The sequence below is a fragment of the Paenibacillus germinis genome, assembly GCF_013141785.1.
Classification (GTDB): Bacteria; Bacillota; Bacilli; order Paenibacillales; family NBRC-103111; genus Paenibacillus_E; species Paenibacillus_E phytorum.
Genome location: NZ_WHOC01000176.1, coordinates 124,985 through 147,273 on the forward strand (window position 1 = coordinate 124,985; position 22,289 = coordinate 147,273).

The window sequence follows — 22,289 nt, forward strand, 5'->3', positions numbered from 1 at the left end:
GAAAAAAGGCGAACACGAAATCATTACGATTTCGCGTCCACCTTTTGAGAAAAGACCGATGATCACGCACTTACATTTGCGCCGACAATAACGGCTTTACTCTTCTTGCGCTTCATAAGCTCAGGAAGCGCAATGCCGAACATTGTGACCGCCACGCCAAGCCATTGCAGCCAGTTCACGGACTCGTTCAGCACGACATACGACATAATCACGGCCATCGGCAGTTCTGCCGCGCTCAAGATTGTTGCTAGTCCGCCGCCAACACGCGGTACACCAATAGCATAGAACAACGGTGGAATGACAACACCGAAGAGAGCTAGCAGCAGTGCCCAAGGAAGCAGTGCCTCATGTAAAGATCCATTCACAAGAAAATGCGGCGGAAACACCAGCATGACGAGAATGAAAGAGCCAGTTAGCATGATAGCGCTTCGTGTGATCGGAGCGACATGATTGGCTGTTTTCCCGCTAAACCAGATGAAGAGCGCATAAGCTACTGCAGCCAGCAAGCCAAGGGCAACACCTATCCACGAAACAGCTTCCTGCCCCCCGCCTATATAGCCACTTGCCATAATAATCCCAACAAACAAAATGACAAGCGATAGAATTTTCTCCTTGCCAGGGCGTTTGCGTTCAACGATTGCCTCCAGCAAAATGCCCATCCATGTAAATTGAAACAACAAGATGATCGCGAACGAAGCGGAAATATACTGCAATGCCGCATAATATAACATTCCCACTATGCCTGTGGTCGTACCAACGGCCATGAGCGAGAGCACTTGTCGTTTTGTTACTTTAAACGTACTAGATGCCGAGGTTTGCTTGGCGGATTTCGCGGTCACGAATACCAACATCCACAACATAATCACACCGAATAGGTTTTGGCTGCCGACGACATCGCCGACATTGAAACCAGACTCATAAGCTTTCTTTACAAAAGTAGATAATAAACCGAAGCTGCATGCCCCAGCTAAAACAAATAAAATGTATTTCATGTTGCCTCCCTGCGAAAAGAAAAAAGCGGACTGTGTGCCCAGTCCGCCACGTTTCGTTATTATGCCATTATATATAAATCTTATGACGAAATCGAGTCACTTCCATTTAAACTACTTTACTGAGAAAGTGTTCCAAGAAGCGCTCAGCGTCTACTTCTAAACAAACATCCATGTTAGGCTCGTTTGCAGGTTTGCTTCTCAGATCACCAACTGTACGGCCTAAGGAGTGGAAACCGTCGAGATCCACCCGAACATGCAGGGGTTTCGTTGTAACGAAATCCGGATTAATGGCCACACCAACAGCAAGCGGATCGTGAAGGCCGCACCCACCGATGCCTGGGTAGAAATCTTCATAAGCATCGATGTAGAAATCGGTCATATCCGCCAATAAGGTACTGAGAGCTGTCTGCTTGTCCCGCCATACCTGTACATCTTTCTTCGGCAGCAGCGTCTCCATCGTTACATCGAGGCCTACGAGTGTGATAGGGATGCCGGAGGCGAACACATAATCCGCCGCTTCCGGGTCAGCGTAAATGTTTGCTTCCGCATGCGGCGTTACATTACCCGCTCGGGTTACAGCTCCGCCCATAACAACCACCTTGTCCACTAGGCCAACAATATCAGGAGCCTGCATGATCGCTAGCGCCAGATTCGTCATCGCTGCAACCGTAATAATCGTCACCTGATGCGGCTTACTCCGAACCTGATCAATAATAAATTGTGGTGCGTACTGCTTCGATGCTTCTCGTGTAGACATATTTGTCAGCGTGTTCCCAATGCCGTCTTCACCATGAATATGAGTCGCACTCGCTTTCACTCGACTAACGAAAAGCGGCTTAGCCGCTCCCGGAATGACAGGAACTGAGCTGTCCAAATGTTCAAGAACTAGCAGTGTATTGCGGGTTGCTTCTTGAACCGTAACGTTGCCGAAGCAAGTCGTCACCCCCAATAATTCCACTTCTGGGGCATTCACCGCGTAACTTATGGCTAGCGCATCATCAATGCCTGTATCAACATCCAAAATAATCGGTTTCATCTAAGTTTCTCCTCTCGTTAGCTCTTTAATGTGGTGATGAAATAGTCAAGAAACCGCGGGCTGTTGACTTCAAACGCAACTGCTGTATTCGTTACCGGCACCGTTCTGCGGAAATCTGCCAATGTAGCTCCATAGGACATGGTCCCTTTTGTCTCAATGCTGATATAAAGATCTTCCGTCGTGACGAGATCCGGATATGCAGCTACAGCAACAGCTAGCGGATCATGCAGCGGTGCGCCGTAGAAACCGTTCTGCTTATCGTATGCGCCAAAATAAAATTCGAAAGCTTCACCCATATAAGCGGCCGCTCTTTCATTGCCCGGAGCAGGCGACTCCATTAGTAAGCGGCGGTGCTCCTCGCCAATGACCGTCTTCATTGTTACGTCCAAGCCAACCAGCGTAATCGGGATGCCGGATTCAAACACGCGATGCGCAGCCTCAGGATCGCCGTAGATATTCGCTTCGGCAACAGGTGTAACGTTGCCAGGCACTTTCACCGCTCCACCCATGATCACAAGCCGCTTCACCTTGGAGGCTATGGAAGGATCTTGTGCGAGTGCGATAGCCAGGTTCGTCATTCGGCCCACGAACACTAACGTTAGCTCGTGGGGGTTTTCATTCACCTTGCGGACGATGAACTGTGCTGCGCTCTCCGCAATAGCTTTCCCTTTGGGCTGCGGCAGCTCGCAGTTGCCGATACCGTTATCGCCGTGGATATGCGTGACAGGACCGCGCCAGTCGCGGAACAGCGGCTTTGCTGCGCCCATGGCTACCGGCACTTCGTAATCAACACCCGACAGCTCAATTACTTGCAGCGTGTTGCGAGTTGCTTGCACGACATCCGTATTACCGAACACCGTTGTAATGCCTTCTACTTTTATGTGTTTTGTTTTCAGGGCGAGCAAAATCGCCATTGAATCATCAATACCTGTATCAACATCAAGAATCATGCGAACGTTTTGCAATGTAGTCACCTCTATGTGTAGTTTTTCAAAGTTTGAATAAGCATGTCCCAGAATTTATCTTGGTCAAGAGTGAAGGCCACATTCACGTTAGGCTCCCGACCTGTGACACCTAGCAAATCAACGACCGTCATGCCATACGTATGCTCGCCTTTTGTTTCAATATCAACCCGCAGCTTCTTCGTTCCGAACGCCGTCGGATCAATACAGTATGCAACGCAGCAAGCATCGTGAATCGGAGCACCGGCAAAGCCGAAAACTTCTTTGTACGTATGGGCGAAAAAACCCAAAAGTTCATGAACGAAATGAGAAACCCGGTTATCCACATCGAGAATACGCTGATGAACATCATCCGTTACGATCGCTTGATGCGTTAAATCCAGACCCATCATTGTGATGGGCACGCCGCTCTCGAATACAACCTTTGCCGCTTCGGCATCGACGTAAATATTGAACTCGGCAGCAGGTGTTGTATTACCGAACGTTCCTCCACCCATGATGACTATTTCTTGAATTTTAGCTAAAATCGCTGGTTCTTTGCGCATAGCTAGGGCAATGTTTGTGAGCGGCGCGACAGGAACCAAAGTAATATCCCCATCTGAATCCATCAATTTGCGAATAAGGAGATCAACAGCATGCTCCTTCTCCACCAATTTACTTGGACTAGGAAGCGTTGGGCCATCCATGCCAGAATCGCCATGTATATCAGCTGCGGTTCGGCGCTCACGTACGAGCGGCCGTCCAGCGCCTTGGGCAACAGGAATATGCGTGATGCCAGCCAGTTCGCATACTTTTAACGCGTTAACTGTCGTTTTCTCGACCTCGGCATTGCCTGCCACCGTTGTGATAGCAACCAACTCCACGTGCGGATTAGCCCCTGCCAGCAAGATCGCAATAGCATCATCGTGCCCCGGATCGCAGTCAATAATGATTTTTCTTTTCACTTTAGTTTCCATCGTTCGCTCCTTTTCTTAAGCCGCAGCAATTTTCACTGCCCCTTCGGCCTGCGCCCTTAGCGCATCGTTCAGCTTTTTCTTCTTGCGAATGGCAAAGAATACAAGTGCTGCAATGGTTACGAGATAAGGAATCATTTGGATAAATTGACTCGGTACTTTACTGCCCGGAATCGTTTGGACAACGGTGGCGATCGCGCTAGCTAAGCCGAAGATCAGCGAGCCGAACAAGATTCCAACTGGGTTGCGGTTCCCGAGTAAAACGACGGCAAGTGCCAGGAAGCCTGTGCCTGCTGTCATATCTTTAACGAACATACTCGTCATACCCATAGATAAGTAAGCGCCGGCTAAACCCGTAAACAATCCGCTCCAAGCAAGCGCCGAATATTGAATGCGATTTACGGAAATACCTAGCGATTTGGCCGCTTGCGGTGCTTCACCAACGGAACGGAGGTGAACACCGTATGGTGTTTTGTACAGAATAAACACACATAACAGTACAGATAAGAAAGCGATCCAGGTCATAAGACTATGCCCGCTAAGCAGCTTATTCAAGAAAGGAATCGTATCAATAAACGGTATACGAACAACGGGAATATTCTGTAAGCCAGAAGGTGAGTAGTTGCCTGTCACTCCGAAAATTTTGTTCATAAGGAAAATCGTCAAGCCCGAACCCAAAATATTCACGGCAAAGCCGGTAATGATCATATCCACTTTCAGTTTGAGTGAGAAGAACCCCATCCCGTAACAAACGAGCATGGAAGACGCGACTCCTGCAACCAAACCGAGAACCCAACTATCCGTTACAGAACCAACGGCAATGGCGCTAAACGCTGAGATTAGCATCAAACCTTCCAAACCGATATTGATGACGCCTGCGACATCGGCGATAAGTCCGCCTAAAGCCGAGAGCAAAATCGGTGTTGTGAATCTGAGCAGTATAACAAACAGAGATAAGTCGATAATTTGTGACCAAAGAGCTGATAGCATTTAGTTCACCGCCTTTTGCCGCAGGACGAATTTTTGTTTCAAATAGGCAAAGATCGCTTGCGAAGAAACGAATAAGACCAACATAACTTGAATAATAATGGCCAGCTCACGCGGCATATCGCTTCCAACTTGCATGGAGGCAGCACCTACTTGAAGGTAAGCATAGAACAAACTAACAGCCACTACGCCAATCGGATGATTTCTTGCAAGCAGAGCAATGATAATCCCATCGAAACCTAGTCCTGATGAGAAATTATCTTTATAAGTGCCATGTACACCCAGGATTTCAACAATACCAGCGAGTCCAGCAAGCGCTCCGCTGATCATCACACTTACAATCACAACGCGTTTCGTTGAGATACCGCCGTAATCCGCGAATCGGCTGTTTTTACCTACTAAACGCAGCTCATACCCCGATCTCGTTTTGTACATAAAGAGATACACAACTACAGCCGCCAGCAGTGCTACTACCACTCCATAGTGTGCCGGGAACCCTGTGAATATTTTACCCAACTTTGCACCTGGATCCACATAATGCATGCGAGCGAAGCCACCGCTAGCCGAATCTTTGAATACGTTGTTGACCAAAAACGAGGTGGTCAAAATTGCGACGAAGTTCATCATCAGCGTGGTAACAATCTCATTCGCATTCCATTTGGTCTTGAGCCAGCCCGGTATCGCACCATATAGCGCCCCGCCTGCCATTGCACTTATGAGCACTAGGGGAAGCAAAATCCATGCCGGTAATCCGTGTACATAGACAGCGACTAGAGAACCTACGAAAGCCCCAACGTATAGCTGACCTTCTGCCCCCATGCTGAATACACCGCTCTGAAAGACAACAGACAGCGCCAATCCCGTCAAAATCAGGGGAACGGCTTTATTCAAAATGGTGCCGATATTGAACGCCCCTGAAAGCGGGCCGCCCAGAAAAGAACTGATCGCCTCAATCGGATTTTGGCTGGAGAACAAGATCACGATGAATCCGCAAAGGATCGCCATGATAGCTGCGGCAATGATACCTGTGATTTCCAAATAGATAGCTTGTCTTGTATTCATTGGAGCGCCTCTTTCCTTTCCTGATTCTTGATCCCCAACATATAATGGCCGAGTTCCTCTTCTGTCAGCCCATCATGATTATCAAGAACGGCAACTATTTTACCATTGTACATAACGGCAATCCGATCGCTTAAGCCCATGACTTCTGATAATTCAGCTGAAACGAGCAGCACTGCCGCACCACCATCCCGCCTTTTGATAATCTCGCGATGAATAGATTCGATGGCTCCGATATCTACCCCCCGGGTTGGCTGCGAAGCGATCAGAAGCTTTGGATTTTTCGAAATCTCTCGGGCGATTACCACTTTTTGCAAGTTACCCCCGGATAAAGCTCCGGCCATTACGTCCTCGTTTTGAGCACGTACGTCGTAAACATCCATCATCACTTTTGCAAATTCCTTGATTTTCTTTTTATTCAGAAAAGGTCCCCGTCGGAATTCCGGATTCCGGTAATGGTCAAGAATTAAGTTTTCGGCAATGGTCGACGTTAAACTGGCCCCCGTCGTTTGTCGGTCTTCAGGTACGTGCCCGATTTTCATCGCGCGAATTTGTGCAACGCTTTTTCCGATCAGTTCCTCGCCAAAATAGCTGATTGTACCTGACGTTGCTTTTCGCATACCCGTGATCGTTTCTACCAGTTCCGTTTGTCCGTTCCCTTCCACGCCTGCGATTCCCACAACCTCGCCAGCCCGAATATCGAGCGAAATACCACGAAGCGCCGGTGCTCCTTTGTCATCAGAAGCGCACAGATTCTTAGCTGACAATACAGTTTCTTTAGGTTCGGAAGGCTGCTTCTCGACGCGGAATAATACTTCCCTGCCAACCATGAGTCTCGAAATTTCTTCCGGATTCGTTTCCTTGGTGAGCAGTGTCGTGATCGTTTTCCCCGCTTTAAGCACCGTGACACGATTGGATATTTCCATCACTTCGCGCAGTTTATGCGTAATGAAAATGATTGTATAGCCTTGTCGTACCAGTGTCTGGATCGATTCAAACAGCTCATCGGTTTCCTGGGGAGTTAAGACAGCCGTAGGTTCATCAAGAATAATGAGGCGTGCGCCGCGATACAGTACCTTGATAATTTCCACACGTTGTTTTTGCCCAACGGATATCGTTTCAACCGTTGCACGAGGATCAACCTTCAGCTTGAAAGTTTCAATCAATTTTTCAATTTCGGAAAGCTCCTTAGCACGATCTCGTACGAGGGAGAAAAGCCCTTTGACTGGCTCCTCACCAAGCACGATGTTTTCCGAAACCGTGAGCGAGGGGACAAGCATGAAATGTTGGTGCACCATGCCCATCCCTTGCTTAATCGCATCTTTCGGTCCTTGGAAACGAAGCGGTTGGCCCTTATAAAGGATGGATCCGCTTGTCGGTGCCTCTAGTCCGAACAATATTTTCATAAGCGTTGATTTGCCAGCTCCATTCTCGCCGACTAGTGCATGAATCTCGCCCTCATGTATTGTTAAATCCACACCACGGTTCGCTTTCGTACCATTGGGGTAAGTTTTATGGATGTCTTTCATCTCCAGCAAAATCGCCATGGATACGTTTCCCCCCTCGTTACCGGCTTATTTCAAAGTGGATATCACTTTGATTTCGCCTTTGTTTAACTTCTGCTCGATGTCCATGATCTTATCTTGCATAGCTTTAGGAACATGTTTGCTGTACAATTCGTCTTTCGCCAAGCCTACGCCGCCTTCTTTAATACCTAACACTTCATTCTTGCCGAATCCCAGTCTATCTTGACTGAACAAAGTCAATGCACGTAGAACCGAGTTGTCAATGGCTTTTACCATGGAAGTTAACACACTGCCCGGATACAGACCGTTTTGGTTGGAGTCTACACCGATCGAATATTTACCCAAAGAATTACCGGCTTCCAGAAGGCCAAGTCCAGCTCCTCCTGCTACGTTGAATGCGATATCTACTTTTTGCGAATTATACTGAGCTAGTGCAAGTTCTTTACCTTTGGGAGCGTTTGCAAAGTCGCCAACATAAGAAGCAACAACCGTAATTGCAGGATCCACGTATTTCGCGCCTTGCTCATAGCCCGCTTTAAAGTCATTAATAATTGGAATGTCCATACCGCCGATAAAGCCGATCACTTTTTCTGGATTTGCACCTTTCAGTTCCGTGCTTGTCGTAACCAATGCTGCAAATGCTCCTGCCATGAAGGAACCTTCATTTTGCGAGTAAGTCATGGAGTACACATTCGGAAGTCCTGTAATGGCTTCATCGAAGAAAATAAACTTCTGTTTCTCGTAACGCTTCGCCACATCTTTGATGATGTCTGTCATTTGGCTTGTCCCAAGGACAATCACGTCATATTTCCCGCTGGAAGCGAGTGATTCTAGTCCTGAAGGCCAGTCAGCTTGGTTCGTGCCGCCTTCAACGGTTTTCACTGTCATGCCTAGTGTTTCACCAGCTTGCTTCACGCCTCTTTGTGCAGAGTCGAAAAATCCTTTATCGCCAAGCGTACCGTTCACGAAGTATACAGCATTAATTTTCTTGCCCGCAGCAGGTGTACCTGCTGCGCCTGGCGTGCTTGTCGATGTGTTTGACATCCCACAACCTGCTAAAAATACCAATACGGACAGTAACAATAAGGCAGTGATTCCTAATCTTTTTTTCATCGTGTAAATCCCCCTTAGGATTATCTTATTGATTAGTTAAGTGTTTTTAAATCTTCCTGGGTCGGCATGCCAGCTTGTGCGCCGAGCTTTGTTACGGACTTCGCAGACACCTTACAGGCGAAAGCTACTGCCTCTTTCAACTCACTGCCCGCGGCCAGCGCATAGGCTAGTCCACCGTTATAGGCGTCACCAGCTCCAGTCGTATCAACAACAGGAACACGATAAGCCGGAACTTTCATAAGTGTTTCTCCTTTACGAAGAAAGGCAGAGCCTTCCTCGCCGAGCGTCGTTATGACACAGCTCGGTCCCATCTCAAGCAAGGCTTCCATAGCTGTCTGCAGCTGATCGCCAGAAGCATCGATGCCCGTGAGCGTCGCTAGCTCTAAGCGGTTCGGCGTTATATAGTCCACGCATTTCAGCATGGCCTCCGGCAGCTCGCGCGCAGGTGCTGGATTCAGAATAACGGTCTTGCCTAACTTCTTTGCTAACTGGCAAACGGCTGAAGCCGTTTCAAGCGGAATTTCCAATTGCACAAGCACGATATCATGCTCCGCGATGACTTGCTCCACTGCTTGAATATGTTCTGGCAAACAGCTTGCGTTTGCCCCCGGAACGACTACAATCTGGTTGTCTGATTCGGCAAGCATGATGGAGGCGATTCCTGTCGGGGTTCCCGCGATCCGAATGACGTGATCTGTGGAAATCGCATCCTGCTGAAGCGATTCAATGAGCGATTGTCCGAACATATCGTCTCCGACGGAGCCGATCATCGTCGTCTGACCGCCTAACCTCGCAGCAGCTACAGCCTGATTCGCGCCTTTACCGCCTGGTATAAAGTGGACATGCTCGCCTGTCAGTGTTTCCCCAACACGCGGAAATCGAGACGTTTCCACTACAATGTCCATATTCAAGCTCCCGATAACCACAATACGGGGTTTATTCATCATTTCTTTTCCTTTCTGTCGATCCTCTTTGTATGAGAGTCACATCAAACAGATGTGTCTGCTCTTCTTGGATGTCGCCTTCAATCTTTTTGATCAATAGTCTCGTTGATAGCATGCCCATGTCGTAAATAGGTTGGGCAACCGTTGTGATTTCCGGTTCGACGATGAGTGTTAAATCAATACCGTCAAACCCGACCAACGCTACTTGATCCGGCACGCGCAGCCCCAAACGCTGAAGCTTTTTCAGCGCTCCGACCGCCATCGTGTCGTTGCCGGCAAAAATACCGTCGATATCCGGATGACGCTGCATCAAATTCTCTACAGCGGCCATCCCGCCATCAACGCGGAAGTAGCCGGGCTCTACCAGACTTGGTGAGTACCAAGGAAGATTCTTCACGGATTGTTCGTATCCCATGAACCGTTCTCTCCCTGTCACAGTCTCTTGCGGACCATAAATGTGAGCGATCTTCTTGCAGCCCACATCCATCAGGTGCTGCACAGCCATCTGAGCTCCCTCCAAATGCTTCGAGCTCACGATTGAGCAGGAAGCATCTCGCGGCGCTCTGTCGAGCATGACAAGCGGAATCTTTTCACTTTTGAGCGCTTCTACATCATCAGAGCGAAGGTTGTATGAGGCGAACAAAATACCATCCACATAACGCTGCTTCAGCACCTTAATGTACGTTTGTTCCTTGTCCGCCTGATTGTCCGAGTTACATAAGATAACCGTGTACCCGTACATCCGCGCCACATCTTCTACAGCTCTGGCTAGTTCAGCAAAGAATGGATTCGTAATATCGGGAAAGATAAGAGCGATCGTCCCTGTTTTCCTTCCCGCTAGCCCTCTCGCTATCGCGTTAGGCTCATACTGCAGCGTCTTAATCGCTTGCTCCACTCTTAGCTTGGTATCTTCGTTCACATACCCGTTTTTGTTGATATAACGGGAAATCGTCGCTACCGAAACCCCAGCCAATTTCGCGACATCTCTAATCGTTGCCACTTGTTACTACCCACTCCTAATGATGCGAGCAACCTAATTCACAAACCAATTTATGGCATGTAGGGAAACGGTTACACATATCCGATATTTTCCTATATCTCTATTATTATCAGTCATTACGGAGAAAATTCGCACCGGAAATCTTGATGTAACTAATAATGTGTAACCGGTTACATGTTTTCTGTTTTTATTATATCCTCATTTTTAAAAAAGTGTCAAGAAAAAAATAGCTGAGATGCGAATAGTCCTGAGAGTTGCAAAGCAAACTAGGCCTAACACGTATATGTTTAAACATTCACTTACTTATCTGTGTAATGTTGTATTTTTTACAACTACAGGAGGGCTTATCCAAGTTTTCTCGGCGAATGCTGTTAAAAATACAACATTTTCATCCAAAAGCAGAGGTATAGCATGATTAAAGGCTAAATTGTTGTACAGTATACAACATCCTTAGCTTGCCCAGTGGAAATCAAGGATATTGTTGCACTCTGTACAACTCGCCTTCCTACTTTCCCAATTTCTCCCACAAAACAGAAAATAAATCACAAAAATACATAGTCACTTACCGAATAATTCAGAGACTATACACAATCTCACTCAACTGAGCAAAATCTATATCTTACATAGCTAAATAGGGGGAGCTTCGCCTTTTATGTAAAAAAAGAGCCTCGCGAGTTAATCTCGCAAAGGCTTTAAATTTTCACATCTTTAATTTAGCTTTAAGCGAATGTGTAAATTGGTATTTAATTCAGAGGTGGTAGGAGATGACATAAATTCGCTAGAACTAGCTTAAATCATACAAGCTCAATACTCGGAGCTGCTCCTTGAACTGCTGCAACGTCAGCTTTTCACTCATTCGATCGAACGCTACTCGCACTTGTTTGACGACGCCAGGGGACAGATCAAAATAATTGTCGTCGAATATGCAATCTGCTTCAACCAGCTCCAAGCCAATATATTTCGCAAAAGTCTGCGACTGTAAGTTAACGATATATTCTCCTTCTGATTCCTGGGCATCCCAAGTAATGCCTGGAGCAGCGAATGCGAAATGCTTAGCTTTCGTAAACAAAACCGTCCCGGAACTGACTTCACGATCGTCTATCCAGAAACTAAACTCCAAATATGTCTGTCTCTTCGTTTCCTCTAAGGTAAGTTCGTCGCTGAAGTCGAGCGTAGCGAATAAGCCGGACTGCAAAGCTTCCACTGCTGCTTCTACGGTGTCTTCCCGATGAACCCGACCGTCGTAATCTCTTAATCTCCATTGAATCCGTCCTGAGACAGGCTCCATGGTCTCGTTCGTCACGTGAAGCTCCACCCGAGTTCCTTCTTCGCAAGCAGAAAGCAGCACGGGAGCGTAAAACCGTTTGGCAAAGTAATGAAGCGCCTTCCATCGACCGTAATAGTCCAGACTTGACCATGAAGCCACCGGCCAGCAATCGTTTAGCTGCCAATAGATCGAACCCATGCACCGCCCACGATGTCTACGCCAGTGCTCCACCCCATATTTGATCGCTTCTGCCTGTAAAATTTGCGAAGCATACAGCATAGAGGCGAAGTCTTTCGGATATTGAAAATTCTCCGATAAATAGTACAATATTTTACCGTTTGCCGCTCCGTTTTTCTGGTGTTTTTCCATCACATAGGAGAAAATATTTCGATCCTCTGGCTCTGTGAAAGTTTCCACCGTTTTGATGCTGGGAAAAGATTGAAAACCGAACTCAGAGCAAAATCTAAAATGAAATTTGCGGTATTCGGTAAACGGCTTTAAGCTATGCCATACTTCCCAATAATGCACATCGCCGCGATTTTCATCGTTAGGCCGATCGAAGTGGCCACCAGAGGATGGCGATGACGGCCAATAGAAACGCTGCGGGTCGTGCTGCTTAACCAAATCGGCAAGCAGTATTTCGAATTGCTTAATATAATCCGTGCGCAGCTGCGGCGTTTTGGGAATTTCCCAGTCCGCCCAGCCCCATTCCATTTCATTGTTGCCACACCACAGCCCCAAACTCGCATGATGGCGAATTCGTTTCACGTTGTCAATGACCTCATGCCGAATCGTGTCTGCAAAAGCTTCGTTCATTTCGTAAATGGCGCAACCAAACATGAAATCCTGCCATACCACCAAGCCATACTTGTCGCACAGATCGTAAAATTCGTCACTCGGATAAATGCCACCGCCCCAAACGCGGATACAATTGAAATTTGCGAGGACACAGTCCTGAATAAGCCGTTCCGTTCTTTGCACGGAGTAACGTGCAAGAATATGATCCTCCGGAATATAATTCGCCCCTTGGGCAAAAATGGCGATGCCGTTGACTTCAATCGCGAAGCCCTCGCCCCATTCATCCGGCTCACGTTTCACACCTAACGTTCGCAACCCAATTCGATACTGTTTCTGATCCAGTTCGCGTTCACCCTGCATCAAACGCACCTTGACGGTATAAAGTGGCTGGCCGCCGTAGCCGTTAGGCCACCAAAGCTGCGGATTCACGATATCCACGTCAAATTGTACGGCTGACTGCTCTCGCGATCCCATGTCAGAATGATTGATCATAACCGTCATACCCTGTGGATCCATCACCGTCAATTCTGCCCGTATGTTTTCATCCGTCCAGGTCTGCGTCTCTATGTTAACTTGCAAGTTAACTCGTTCGTGTACATGTGTTTGCCGGATATGTACATCTTCAAATCGTGCACCTTCGTAGGCTTGAATCGAGATATTGCGCCATATCCCTGCATCCGGCAGCTGTGCACCCCAGTCCCAGCCGAACATCGAGTGACCTTTTCGCAAATGCGGGAATCCGGCGACGGCATCAACCACTCCCCACAAGGGGGTTTCATTGTTCTTTTGCTCTACATATCGCGTGGGAGAATAGAGTATAACCTGAATCCTGTTCGCTCCTTCTTTCAACAAGTCACGCACATTGAATTCATAAGTGCGGTGCATATTATCGGTCAGCGCCACCTTGTGTCCATTGACGATGACCTCCGCCAGCGTGTCCAATCCCTCGCATCGGAGTACCACCAGATCACAACGCATCACCTCATCTGTCACTTCGAATTCTCTTACATATACGTAGTCGAAAGCGGACAGTGCCAGCGCCTGATCCTGGTTATCTCGATAATAAGGGTCCTCCATGCGACCGGCGCGTAATAAATCAGAATATACGGTTCCTGGCACTGATGCTTCAATCCATGCAGAATCCTCCGCCTGTTTCATGGACCAAAGGCCGTTTAACGGAATGCTAATCATCACATCATCTCCTTGTTCTTCTGGGTTTATATCTATGGTAAGATGAAAACAATCAAAAATCGTAACCATTTTTCGGAAAGATATCCCTAATTTTCGGCAAGGAGATTTCTTTATGACCATTTATCCGTTTTACTTGACTGACTATCCGCGATTGCTTTCTTCTTTTCCTTTTACAATTGACATTCATCAAATTGACACTGTCTTCCCGTCGCATCGACACGACTTTCTCGAAATATCCTTCGTCATCGAAGGAAGAGGAACAGAAACCGTGAATGGCATCTCGCATCCGATGGAGCCGGGAACCTTGACATTGATTTTGCCCTACCAATTTCACCAGTTGCAAGCAGAGCCGGGCTACCCTTTGCGGCTGTATAACTGCATGTTTAGTGCGGAACTACTTACAGCGTCGAATGAGCATCAACCAGGTTTTATGGATATTCTCCTGAGCATGCAGGATGACCGACCTTCAAGTCTTAATCTGTCTGGTCCGACAGCCGATCAGTTTACCCGTATGCTGCAGGAACTATTGGTCGAATATGAGAGGAGCGATAAATGGCGGGAAACCTTACTTAAGGCAAAGCTAACCGAGCTATTGGTAAACATAGACCGTTTGCGCAACGAATTGAAGACGGCGAAGACCGTCCAAACAACAGAAAAAGGCGGACGACCGAACATCGTTTGGACGGTTATCTATTATATGCATATTCATTATCGCGAGCATCTTACCTTATCTGCACTAGCAGAGAAGTTCCATTTTCACGAAACGTACTTAAGCGAACAAATCAAAAAGCATGCCGGGCAAAATTTCGTGCAGCTTCTCCACGATATTCGCATCCGGCACGCTTGCTCCTTGCTCGTATCAACCGAAATGACCATTGCCGACATCGCCTATGAAGTGGGATACGGTTCAGGAAAAACATTGTTTAAAGCGTTTCAGGAACGCAAGGGATTAACCCCAGGCGCGTATCGAAAGACGATCCATTAATTTATCGTTTTCTGTCACTCCAGTTGCTTTAATGTATAACAAAAAGAACCCTTTTCTTTTCATCACATTAATCACATTCCTCTCTTCATTTCAAAATCCCAATTAACCCCAAATGAAAATTCGTCCCTTTGCAGTCCAAACGGTTTCCATGGACAACCTCCAGTTCGATATGGTGCGTTCCCTCCTTTAGCTCATCGGCTATCCAGTAGATTTGAAACCATCCTCCGTCTCCACACCAATCCGGTCTTTGCCGGCAGGTAGTGATGGCATCCGCTCCATCCAGCCGATAGCTGAACTCCGCAGACTTTTTACCGAAATCAAAAGCTAGTGCCACCCCCCTTCCTACAAATGAAAATGAGAGCTTTGCTCCTATTGCCGATGTACTCAATATCCGATCCACCCTTGGCAGAACAACAGTCGATCGTCTTATCGTCCAAGGTCCTTCCAACTGCACCTCTTCAAAAGGCAGCAGTTGGGTGTTCTCCCAGTGACATGGATTGAGCGGAGTCGGAAGTGGCTTCTCCTTGTCGACACTTTCTAAGCTTGGTGCAGTTATCCGCTCTCTTTCCAAAAAGGAGATCACACTCTGACCATAGCTCAAGCTGCCTCGGTGGGTAGGATGGAGGCCATCCGGTAACCATTCGTCCCAGGTCATCCGCCCTTTCTTGACTTCGTTCCATGCATGCAGTCCCATCCAAACCGAACTGATTCCGTAATGTTCTGCCAATTGTTCAAACTCTAAGATCGAAGCTGGTACTTCGCTGCGGGACATCGCATCGTACATGTCCTGGCAATACGTGTACACGATCACTAGATTGCTTCGCCCCTCCGCCAAGAGCTTGCGGATCAACCCTTCTCTTGCCCGCATTCTCCTCTCGGAAGGAGTCCCATTGTCATTCACCGCAAATTCGATAAAAACCAGATCACACGCACGATCAATCAAATCGCGGTCTGCCCGGAACACAGCAAGATCGCTTCCCGTTGCGCCGATAGCTGCATTTTCTACCGCTATGCGAGCATTCGGGAACGATTCAACGAACCAACGCGTGACGGGCTCGGGCCAATTGTGCGCAGCTCTCCCATCCTCCGTAATGGATCCTCCGATAAATCCTATAGTCAAATGCCCCTGTTCGAGTTTATTCCATACCTTTGACAAGCCGTTTCGATGTTGGTTAATGTCCATAGCTCTCACCTTTCTCCCTCTCAAAATCGTTAAACTGATCCATGTCATCGTTCTTAGAAACAAAACGTTTTTTATGTACATTCCTTCGTAGATAAAGTTTAATGAACCATCGTATTTGGTACAATGAACCGTACCTACATTTATTTGAAAAATTCTACGACTTCTTTTGAATCTAAGCTTTAATTTATGTCGATTCCTTTGACTTTTGCATAAGTGTTTACTTTTACTGATTCATGAGTTATTCTCACTTCTACAAGGTACTAGGTGTAAAGGAGAAACAGAATACCATGAAACTAAGAACACTTTTGAGAGCCAAAGGCTTATTATTGAAAATGGTATTGTGGAGCAGCGCATCCGTTCTGTTGATTGTAGGTATCCTTTCTGTCGTCATTTATTTAAATGCACAAAGTTTGATGATTAACAAGGAATATGACAATAGCAAAAAAATACTGTATCAAGTCAAGTACAATACGAATCTCATGAATGAAACTATTAGCAGACTCACGCAATCCCTTTATTTAAACAGTGATGTAAATGCCATTATGTATGCGGAAAAGGAAGATATGGTCAATGTGATCACGCGTATCAATAACGTTGGTAATTCCGTAACATCCGCTAACCAATACGTTCATTCCATAAGTATTTATAATCAAAAGCTCAATCAATTTTACAATGCAGGTTCGCCTGTTTTTTTCGATGATCCGATGTTATTCGATTTATTTCATTCCGATCGGCTGATACCCATATTGAAACCAGTTTTCCGCGATATTCACAAGGTGGTGAATGGAAAAACGGAAAGTGAGCCTGTATTCTCCTATTTCATGTATGAAACAACAATGAATCAACAAATACCGAGCGGTGCAGTGGTAATCAATGTCAAACCCTCATGGCTGCTTGAAAACATCAAACAAATCAATATGATCAATAATCAAAAGGGAGATAATATATTTATCCTCGACCAGCTTGGCGATTATGTGGATGAAGGTATAGAACAAAGAGATAAATTAAATTGGTTGAAAAATGAGTTTATGCAATATAAGAATTCCCATTCTCAAGCAGAAACGGAAGGTTTCTTTAAAAGCAGCTTCAAGGAGACGCAGTTCTTGGTTACATACTCGTATATCGATAGCATCAATATGACCTTATTAAAGATTCAACCTACCCTGGAGGTTTACGGATATATTGACAGTTTCAAGACCAGTATCATGGTGATTACATTGATTTTCCTCGCTATGGCCGTTGTGGTTTCTGTAAGCGTTTCCCGAAAGATCTATAGCCCAATCGGAAATTTGGTGAGCACCATTTCATCTGGACGCGCACATCAGTATGAAAAGGAAGAAATCCGGGACGAAATATCTTACTTGGACTTTGTATATAAGCAATCTATGGAGCAATTGAACCTCTACGATAAAGAAAGATATCAATACAGAGACGTAATGAAGCATTACTGGCTAAATCGTTTGCTCACGGAAAGCTTACATATAGGAAATGTTGAAATGGCAAGTATGTTTCGTGAAATGAAAATCACTTTACCGTTAAACCATTCCTACGCTGTCTTGTTATTAAAAATCGATAATTACAAACATTTTCAGCAAAGCTTCTCCACCAAAGATAAAGAAACCATTCGCTTCGCCATGATTAACATCGTTTCTGAATTGGTTTCCAAATCCTATATCAACGAGGGACTGGATTTAAAAGATGATCATGTCGTTATCATCGTCAGCGTACCTCCAGAAGAACAATTCGAACCTGACATGATCTCACTTTTAAAAGAAGCCCAACAATTTGTGAATCGTTTTTATAAAATTACTTTTACAGCTTCCATAAGCGCTACAACTGAAAATATCCAATCCCTGCACACCGTCTACAATAAAGCACTGGATCAATCTATTTACCGATTTATTTGCGGACACCAATCGATTATTGATACCAATACCTTCCGTCATAACGAGGGAAGCAAAAAAACGGGTTATTCTAAACATCTGGAAGTGCATCTACAGGAAGCCCTTCGTAAACGCGACTTGATGGCAATCGAAGAAACAATGAAATTACTGTTCAAAGAGGTCACTGAACTCAATTATTCCAATGCGCTTGTTTCGACGTTTCGGCTCGTAGAGCTGACGAAGATGACACTCGAATCCAGTACAGACTCACTAACACCGTCGTTATTAATCGACCTCTCCTCCCTCTTGCTTCATCTGATGGAGAAAGAGACCATTAACGACATATACGAAACGATGCTCGGATCAATCAAAGACTCGTTTCAAGGTGAAGCCTCCGAATCAACGAATAAATTAAACCATTATGTCGTAGAAGCGGTTATTGACTACATTCGGACGCATTACGACGATCCATCTCTATGTCTAGCTTCGATCGCTTCGATGATGAAAATAACTTCAAGACGTCTCGGTAATCTGTTTAAAGATGACTTGTCTGTATCGGTCGCCGATTTCATCAATGAGACAAGATTGACGAAAGCTGCAGAATTGCTTGCTAAAAGCGAGATTAGCGTACGTGAAGTCGTTGAAAAAGTCGGTGTATTAAACGAAACGTATTTCTTCAGCTTATTTAAGAAACGCTTTGGAGTCACACCAAAAGAGTATGCGTTAAAAAATCAGATCAACCAATTACGCAACACCGATTGATTTCAAGTAGTCGATACTCATTTTGACACTTTCCATTGGCGGACGTTGGCAGAAATCCTGTTAGACGAAGTATATTCTATGTCTTTACATATATCTGACGATGGCCTCCACAAGAAAGAGAGGACATCGTCAGTGTCTAAGAAGATTTACTTATTTTGCGCTTTCCAGGCGTCTAGCTGCTTCTGCACCTCCGCTACAATTTTCTCCATTCCCGCATCTTTCAAGCGCTGCTTCATATCAGCAAGGAACTTGTCATAATCGGGCATCGAGCCTGTATTCAGAATAGGAAACATTTCGGCATATACGGCATTCACTTGTGCGGTTTCCGACTTAACTGCTTCTCCATTAAAAAGAAATCCTAGCGTTGCGGAAGTTTTCGCTTCCTTGTTATTTTTCTGCATTTGTGCAAGCGACGCCGTCGTGTTCCAGTTGGAATCCCATTGATCCCATAACGGCCCAAGCCAGTTGTGCCAGATCGCCCATGTTTGCTCCGCACCGCTCTTCGCTTCTATGGAAGGATTATCTGTTCCAGCGCCCGATTTAACCGTATAGTTCTTTCCATCTAAACCATAAGCGAGCGTATTGGAGAGCTTCTTGTCTTTCCATACCAGATTGAGCAGTTGCATCGCTCTTTCCGGGTTTTTAGACGTTTTACTAATCGCCGATGCGGCGCCCAACATATGACCGGTTCCAATGATTGGGGAATAGGCGAACGATTCCACGGTTGGATAACCAAAAAGCGCTGTCGATTTCGAGCCATCCTCCGTATAACCGCCAGAATCGCGCATGACCGCGTATTTGCCAGACTTCGCTTCGGCCGTATAATCTGTTTTGATCGCGGCGTCTTTGGCTATATAGCCTTTCTGGTAATACTCGCGAATCGTTCTATAGTTGTTAATATATTGAGGAATGTCCAGTTCCCAAATAACTTTACTGTTCTTTTCATCGTAAGATATGCCTTTGGTTATTAGCGTATAATCAGGAACGTACATGGCTGGAGCCAGAACCGTTTTGGTCACAAGAAGTGGGGTTATGTTTGGTTCATTCTTTTTAATCGTTTCCAGGTAAGGCGCTAAATCTTGAATGGTTTTTACCTGTTTATGATCCAGATTGTACTTGGTCGCCAAATCCTTTTTGAAAACAAAGCTGGAAGGTGTAGAGAAAGGAGATTGACTGGGAATAGCCATGATCTTCCCATTAACTGTAACCGCTTTCCAAGCTCGCTCGTCTACTTTCTTGAGAATGTCCTGTCCGTATTTCTTCAGCAAATCATCAAGCGGCAAAAAGGCGCCTTTCTGCACGTTAAGGTCAAAAGGATTGGTCCAGTTTGCAGTAAATACTATATCGTATGCTTCGCCTGAAGCTGACATCAATTTCATCTTGTCTTCCCAACTCGCATTGTCGATGAAATTCATGTGCAGATTCGCATTAATGCTGCCTTTGATGATTTTGTTGGCTTCCGCCTCAATGGCTTCCTGATCTTTCTCCGTATCGATCGGTTTGCGCATATACCAGCTCAGATTAACCAAATCTTTCGTAGAACTAGCCACTTCCGATGCTTTGGGCGTTGCTTGCGATGGACTCGCGCTTGCCCCCGTTTCTTTCGTATTTGAGCTGCAACCACTTAGAACAACTGTGCCGACCAGACCCATCGAAAGGATTCCGTTCAGCGTTTTCCTTACTTTGCTTTTTTCATGACTCACAAATAAAACCTCCCTAAGATGAATGTTATTATCTATATATAACAGAGACATGGATGAATAACCATGTACTGATGTTACCCTTTGACTGCGCCTACCGTCAGACCCTGTACAAAATATTTCTGGAAGAACGGAAATACCACCAACATCGGCCCGGCAGCCAGCATACACATTGCCATTCGCGCACCCAGACTCGGCACCTGCTGTCCCGGTTTAACCAGACCGTACTGCATGGCTTCTGCACTATTCAGAAACTCCAGATTTCGCAGAACGCGAATCAACAAATATTGCAGCTTCATCTTACTTTCATCATCGATATAAAGCAGTGTGAGCCACCAGTCATTCCAATATTCCAAAACCAGAAACAATCCAAGTGTCGCAAGCGCCGGTTTGGAAAGCGGAATAACAATCCGGGTGAAGATGGTAAACTCCGACGCCCCGTCCAATTTGGCTGATTCGAATAGAGCATCCGGAAGCGATTGCAGAAATCCCTTCATCAACAAGACATGCCACCCAGTGATCAAGAACGGAAGAATAAGCGCCAGTACACTATTTTTGAGACCAAGCCAGCTCACCATCAGAATGTAAGAAGGAACCAAACCGCCCTGAAACAGCATCGTGAAAAATATATAGAAAGAAAGCTGTCTTCGATATGGATAATCTTTTCTGGAAATAGCGAAAGCAAAACTAGTTGTAATCCACAAACCCGCCAACGTCCCAATCACTGTTGTAGAAATCGTCACTAGGTAAGATTGCAGTAAAACTGCGGGATTGTGTAAAATCACACGATACGCTGTTAGATCGAAATGCTTTGGGATGATCGTGTATCCGTAAGTAAGAATGTCATTTTCACTCTGAAATGATGTTCCTACAATGATCAAAAATGGATATAAGCAAGCTATGCACACCAAGATAAAAACACTGTGGATACTGAAACGCCCTAGGGAAAATCTTGAACGGGATGATAATGTAGAACGAGAAGAACTTGTAGAATGAGAGATCGAAGTCTGTGGTTGATTCATGTTACATTCTCCTTAAAACAATGAATTTTCAGGATTGAATTTTTTCGCAATATAATTGGTTAACAATACCAAGATAAATCCGACAGTAGATTGGAAGAAGCCTGCTGCTGAAGCCATTCCGATATCTCCCAAATCGATCAGTGATCGATATACAAAGGTGTCGATCACATCCGTGGTCGGATAAAGTTGGGAAGAATTCAGTGTCACGTTAAAGAATAAGCCAAAATCGCTGTAGAAAATTCTTCCGATCTGTAGAATGACCAATATGAATATGATAGGCTTGATCATCGGAATGGAGATAGAAATCGCCTGCCTCAGCTTGCCGGCACCATCTATTGTTGCCGCTTCATAGTACTCTGCGTCCACGCCCATTAAAGCCGCGTAGTAGATAACCGCACCGTACCCGAGTCCTTTCCAAATGGACACAATGACGAGAATGAACGGCCAATACTTCGGCTCGTTGTACCACATGATCGGCGTTTCCCCCAAGAACGTAAGTACCTTGTTAACCACCCCATAGTCCATATCGAAAAGCCCACGGAAAGCAAATCCGGCCACGACCCATGAGATGAAAAAAGGAATAAATAACACGGTCTGGTATACTCTCACAAATCTCCTGCTGATCTCCCTAAGCATCAAAGCCAATACAACAGAAATGAACGTTCCGAGCGAGATGAAGACCAGATTGTAGAGAAGCGTATTGCGCAATGCTCTCTGTATGGAGTTGCCATTAAATAGAAACTTGAAGTTGTCTAATCCTACCCACGGACTGTTCCAGATTCCCAGATCAAATTTGTAATTTTTGAATGGAAGAAGCAGTCCATATAAGGGCACATAATTAAAAATGAATATTAACGCAATCCCCGGTAAAGCAAGTAATGTAATACTGAAGCTTTTTCTAAATGTTTTCATTTGCCCACTCCTTC

The 22,289-nt window shown here is 45.7% G+C and carries 17 protein-coding genes; 2 read left to right on the plus strand and 15 right to left on the minus strand.

The annotated features are described in order from the left end of the window. Positions 1–62: 62 nt before the first annotated feature. The 11 genes from GC102_RS34315 to GC102_RS34365 form a co-directional block, all read right to left on the minus strand. Positions 63–992 carry an EamA family transporter gene (locus GC102_RS34315; RefSeq protein WP_171693486.1) on the minus strand — a complete coding sequence of 310 codons (930 nt, stop codon included), beginning with the start codon at positions 990–992 and terminating at the stop codon, positions 63–65. Between the two features lie 106 nt (positions 993–1,098). Beyond that, positions 1,099–2,028, minus strand: a complete 930-nt coding sequence (locus GC102_RS34320; protein ID WP_171693487.1) for a nucleoside hydrolase — start codon at positions 2,026–2,028, stop codon at positions 1,099–1,101. 17 nt (positions 2,029–2,045) lie between these two features. Further along, on the minus strand, positions 2,046–2,993 hold the full coding sequence (locus GC102_RS34325) for a nucleoside hydrolase (RefSeq protein WP_171693488.1): 948 nt from the start codon (positions 2,991–2,993) through the stop codon (positions 2,046–2,048). 11 nt (positions 2,994–3,004) lie between these two features. After that, entirely contained in the window at positions 3,005–3,946 is a 942-nt protein-coding gene (locus GC102_RS34330) for a nucleoside hydrolase (RefSeq protein ID WP_171693489.1), read from the minus strand. A 15-nt stretch (positions 3,947–3,961) separates the two neighbouring features. Then, on the minus strand, positions 3,962–4,933 hold the full coding sequence (locus GC102_RS34335) for an ABC transporter permease (protein WP_171693490.1): 972 nt from the start codon (positions 4,931–4,933) through the stop codon (positions 3,962–3,964). Further along, the gene (locus GC102_RS34340; RefSeq protein WP_171693491.1) at positions 4,934–5,992 is read right to left on the minus strand and encodes an ABC transporter permease; all 1,059 of its coding nucleotides are present in this window, start codon (positions 5,990–5,992) and stop codon (positions 4,934–4,936) included. Next, positions 5,989–7,536 (minus strand): ABC transporter ATP-binding protein, encoded by a 1,548-nt coding sequence (locus GC102_RS34345; protein ID WP_171693492.1) that lies wholly within the window; start codon positions 7,534–7,536, stop codon positions 5,989–5,991. Before GC102_RS34345 ends, GC102_RS34340 begins: the two co-directional genes overlap by 4 nt. A 27-nt stretch (positions 7,537–7,563) precedes the next feature. Next, positions 7,564–8,628, minus strand: coding sequence for a BMP family lipoprotein (locus GC102_RS34350; protein ID WP_171693493.1), 1,065 nt, complete (start codon positions 8,626–8,628; stop codon positions 7,564–7,566). A gap of 32 nt (positions 8,629–8,660) precedes the next feature. Then, positions 8,661–9,575 carry a ribokinase gene (gene rbsK / locus GC102_RS34355; RefSeq protein ID WP_312883463.1) on the minus strand — a complete coding sequence of 305 codons (915 nt, stop codon included), beginning with the start codon at positions 9,573–9,575 and terminating at the stop codon, positions 8,661–8,663. Continuing rightward, positions 9,565–10,572 carry a LacI family DNA-binding transcriptional regulator gene (locus GC102_RS34360; protein WP_171693494.1) on the minus strand — a complete coding sequence of 336 codons (1,008 nt, stop codon included), beginning with the start codon at positions 10,570–10,572 and terminating at the stop codon, positions 9,565–9,567. The genes rbsK and GC102_RS34360 overlap by 11 nt, the downstream gene beginning before the upstream one ends. A gap of 784 nt (positions 10,573–11,356) precedes the next feature. Continuing rightward, positions 11,357–13,828, minus strand: a complete 2,472-nt coding sequence (locus GC102_RS34365; RefSeq protein WP_171693495.1) for a beta-mannosidase — start codon at positions 13,826–13,828, stop codon at positions 11,357–11,359. A 112-nt stretch (positions 13,829–13,940) separates the two neighbouring features. Here GC102_RS34365 and GC102_RS34370 point away from each other — a divergent pair, with 112 nt between their 5' ends. Beyond that, a complete protein-coding gene (locus GC102_RS34370) occupies positions 13,941–14,813 on the plus strand; it encodes an AraC family transcriptional regulator (RefSeq protein WP_171693496.1) in 873 nt (290 codons plus the stop codon). A gap of 85 nt (positions 14,814–14,898) precedes the next feature. Here GC102_RS34370 and GC102_RS34375 read toward each other — a convergent pair whose 3' ends face one another. Further along, positions 14,899–15,996, minus strand: a complete 1,098-nt coding sequence (locus tag GC102_RS34375) for an SGNH/GDSL hydrolase family protein (RefSeq protein ID WP_171693497.1) — start codon at positions 15,994–15,996, stop codon at positions 14,899–14,901. A gap of 287 nt (positions 15,997–16,283) precedes the next feature. Between GC102_RS34375 and GC102_RS34380 the strand changes: the two genes are divergently transcribed. Beyond that, positions 16,284–18,641 carry a helix-turn-helix transcriptional regulator gene (locus GC102_RS34380; RefSeq protein WP_171693498.1) on the plus strand — a complete coding sequence of 786 codons (2,358 nt, stop codon included), beginning with the start codon at positions 16,284–16,286 and terminating at the stop codon, positions 18,639–18,641. 146 nt (positions 18,642–18,787) lie between these two features. Here GC102_RS34380 and GC102_RS40435 read toward each other — a convergent pair whose 3' ends face one another. The 3 genes from GC102_RS40435 to GC102_RS34395 all read right to left on the minus strand — a co-directional run bounded on the left by GC102_RS40435 (position 18,788) and on the right by GC102_RS34395 (position 22,275). Next, positions 18,788–20,344, minus strand: a complete 1,557-nt coding sequence (locus tag GC102_RS40435; protein WP_171693499.1) for a DUF3502 domain-containing protein — start codon at positions 20,342–20,344, stop codon at positions 18,788–18,790. Positions 20,345–20,418: 74 nt separating this feature from the next. Then, positions 20,419–21,363: a carbohydrate ABC transporter permease gene (locus tag GC102_RS34390; protein WP_171693500.1), complete on the minus strand. Its 945-nt coding sequence runs from the start codon at positions 21,361–21,363 to the stop codon at positions 20,419–20,421. 12 nt (positions 21,364–21,375) lie between these two features. After that, positions 21,376–22,275, minus strand: coding sequence for an ABC transporter permease (locus GC102_RS34395; RefSeq protein ID WP_171693501.1), 900 nt, complete (start codon positions 22,273–22,275; stop codon positions 21,376–21,378). Positions 22,276–22,289 lie beyond the last annotated feature (14 nt).

Bases quoted from the DNA above. Each gene is read 5' to 3' on its own strand.
- GC102_RS34315 (WP_171693486.1), bottom strand. From the start codon at position 992: ATGAAATACATTTTATTTGTTTTAGCTGGGGCATGCAGCTTCGGTTTA.
- GC102_RS34320 (WP_171693487.1), bottom strand. From the start codon at position 2,028: ATGAAACCGATTATTTTGGATGTTGATACAGGCATTGATGATGCGCTA.
- GC102_RS34330 (WP_171693489.1), bottom strand. From the start codon at position 3,946: ATGGAAACTAAAGTGAAAAGAAAAATCATTATTGACTGCGATCCGGGG.
- GC102_RS34335 (WP_171693490.1), bottom strand. From the start codon at position 4,933: ATGCTATCAGCTCTTTGGTCACAAATTATCGACTTATCTCTGTTTGTT.
- GC102_RS34340 (WP_171693491.1), bottom strand. From the start codon at position 5,992: ATGAATACAAGACAAGCTATCTATTTGGAAATCACAGGTATCATTGCC.
- GC102_RS34345 (WP_171693492.1), bottom strand. From the start codon at position 7,536: ATGGCGATTTTGCTGGAGATGAAAGACATCCATAAAACTTACCCCAAT.
- GC102_RS34350 (WP_171693493.1), bottom strand. From the start codon at position 8,628: ATGAAAAAAAGATTAGGAATCACTGCCTTATTGTTACTGTCCGTATTG.
- rbsK (WP_312883463.1), bottom strand. From the start codon at position 9,575: ATGATGAATAAACCCCGTATTGTGGTTATCGGGAGCTTGAATATGGAC.
- GC102_RS34365 (WP_171693495.1), bottom strand. From the start codon at position 13,828: ATGATTAGCATTCCGTTAAACGGCCTTTGGTCCATGAAACAGGCGGAG.
- GC102_RS34370 (WP_171693496.1), top strand. From the start codon at position 13,941: ATGACCATTTATCCGTTTTACTTGACTGACTATCCGCGATTGCTTTCT.
- GC102_RS34375 (WP_171693497.1), bottom strand. From the start codon at position 15,996: ATGGACATTAACCAACATCGAAACGGCTTGTCAAAGGTATGGAATAAA.
- GC102_RS34380 (WP_171693498.1), top strand. From the start codon at position 16,284: ATGAAACTAAGAACACTTTTGAGAGCCAAAGGCTTATTATTGAAAATG.
- GC102_RS34390 (WP_171693500.1), bottom strand. From the start codon at position 21,363: ATGAATCAACCACAGACTTCGATCTCTCATTCTACAAGTTCTTCTCGT.
- GC102_RS34395 (WP_171693501.1), bottom strand. From the start codon at position 22,275: ATGAAAACATTTAGAAAAAGCTTCAGTATTACATTACTTGCTTTACCG.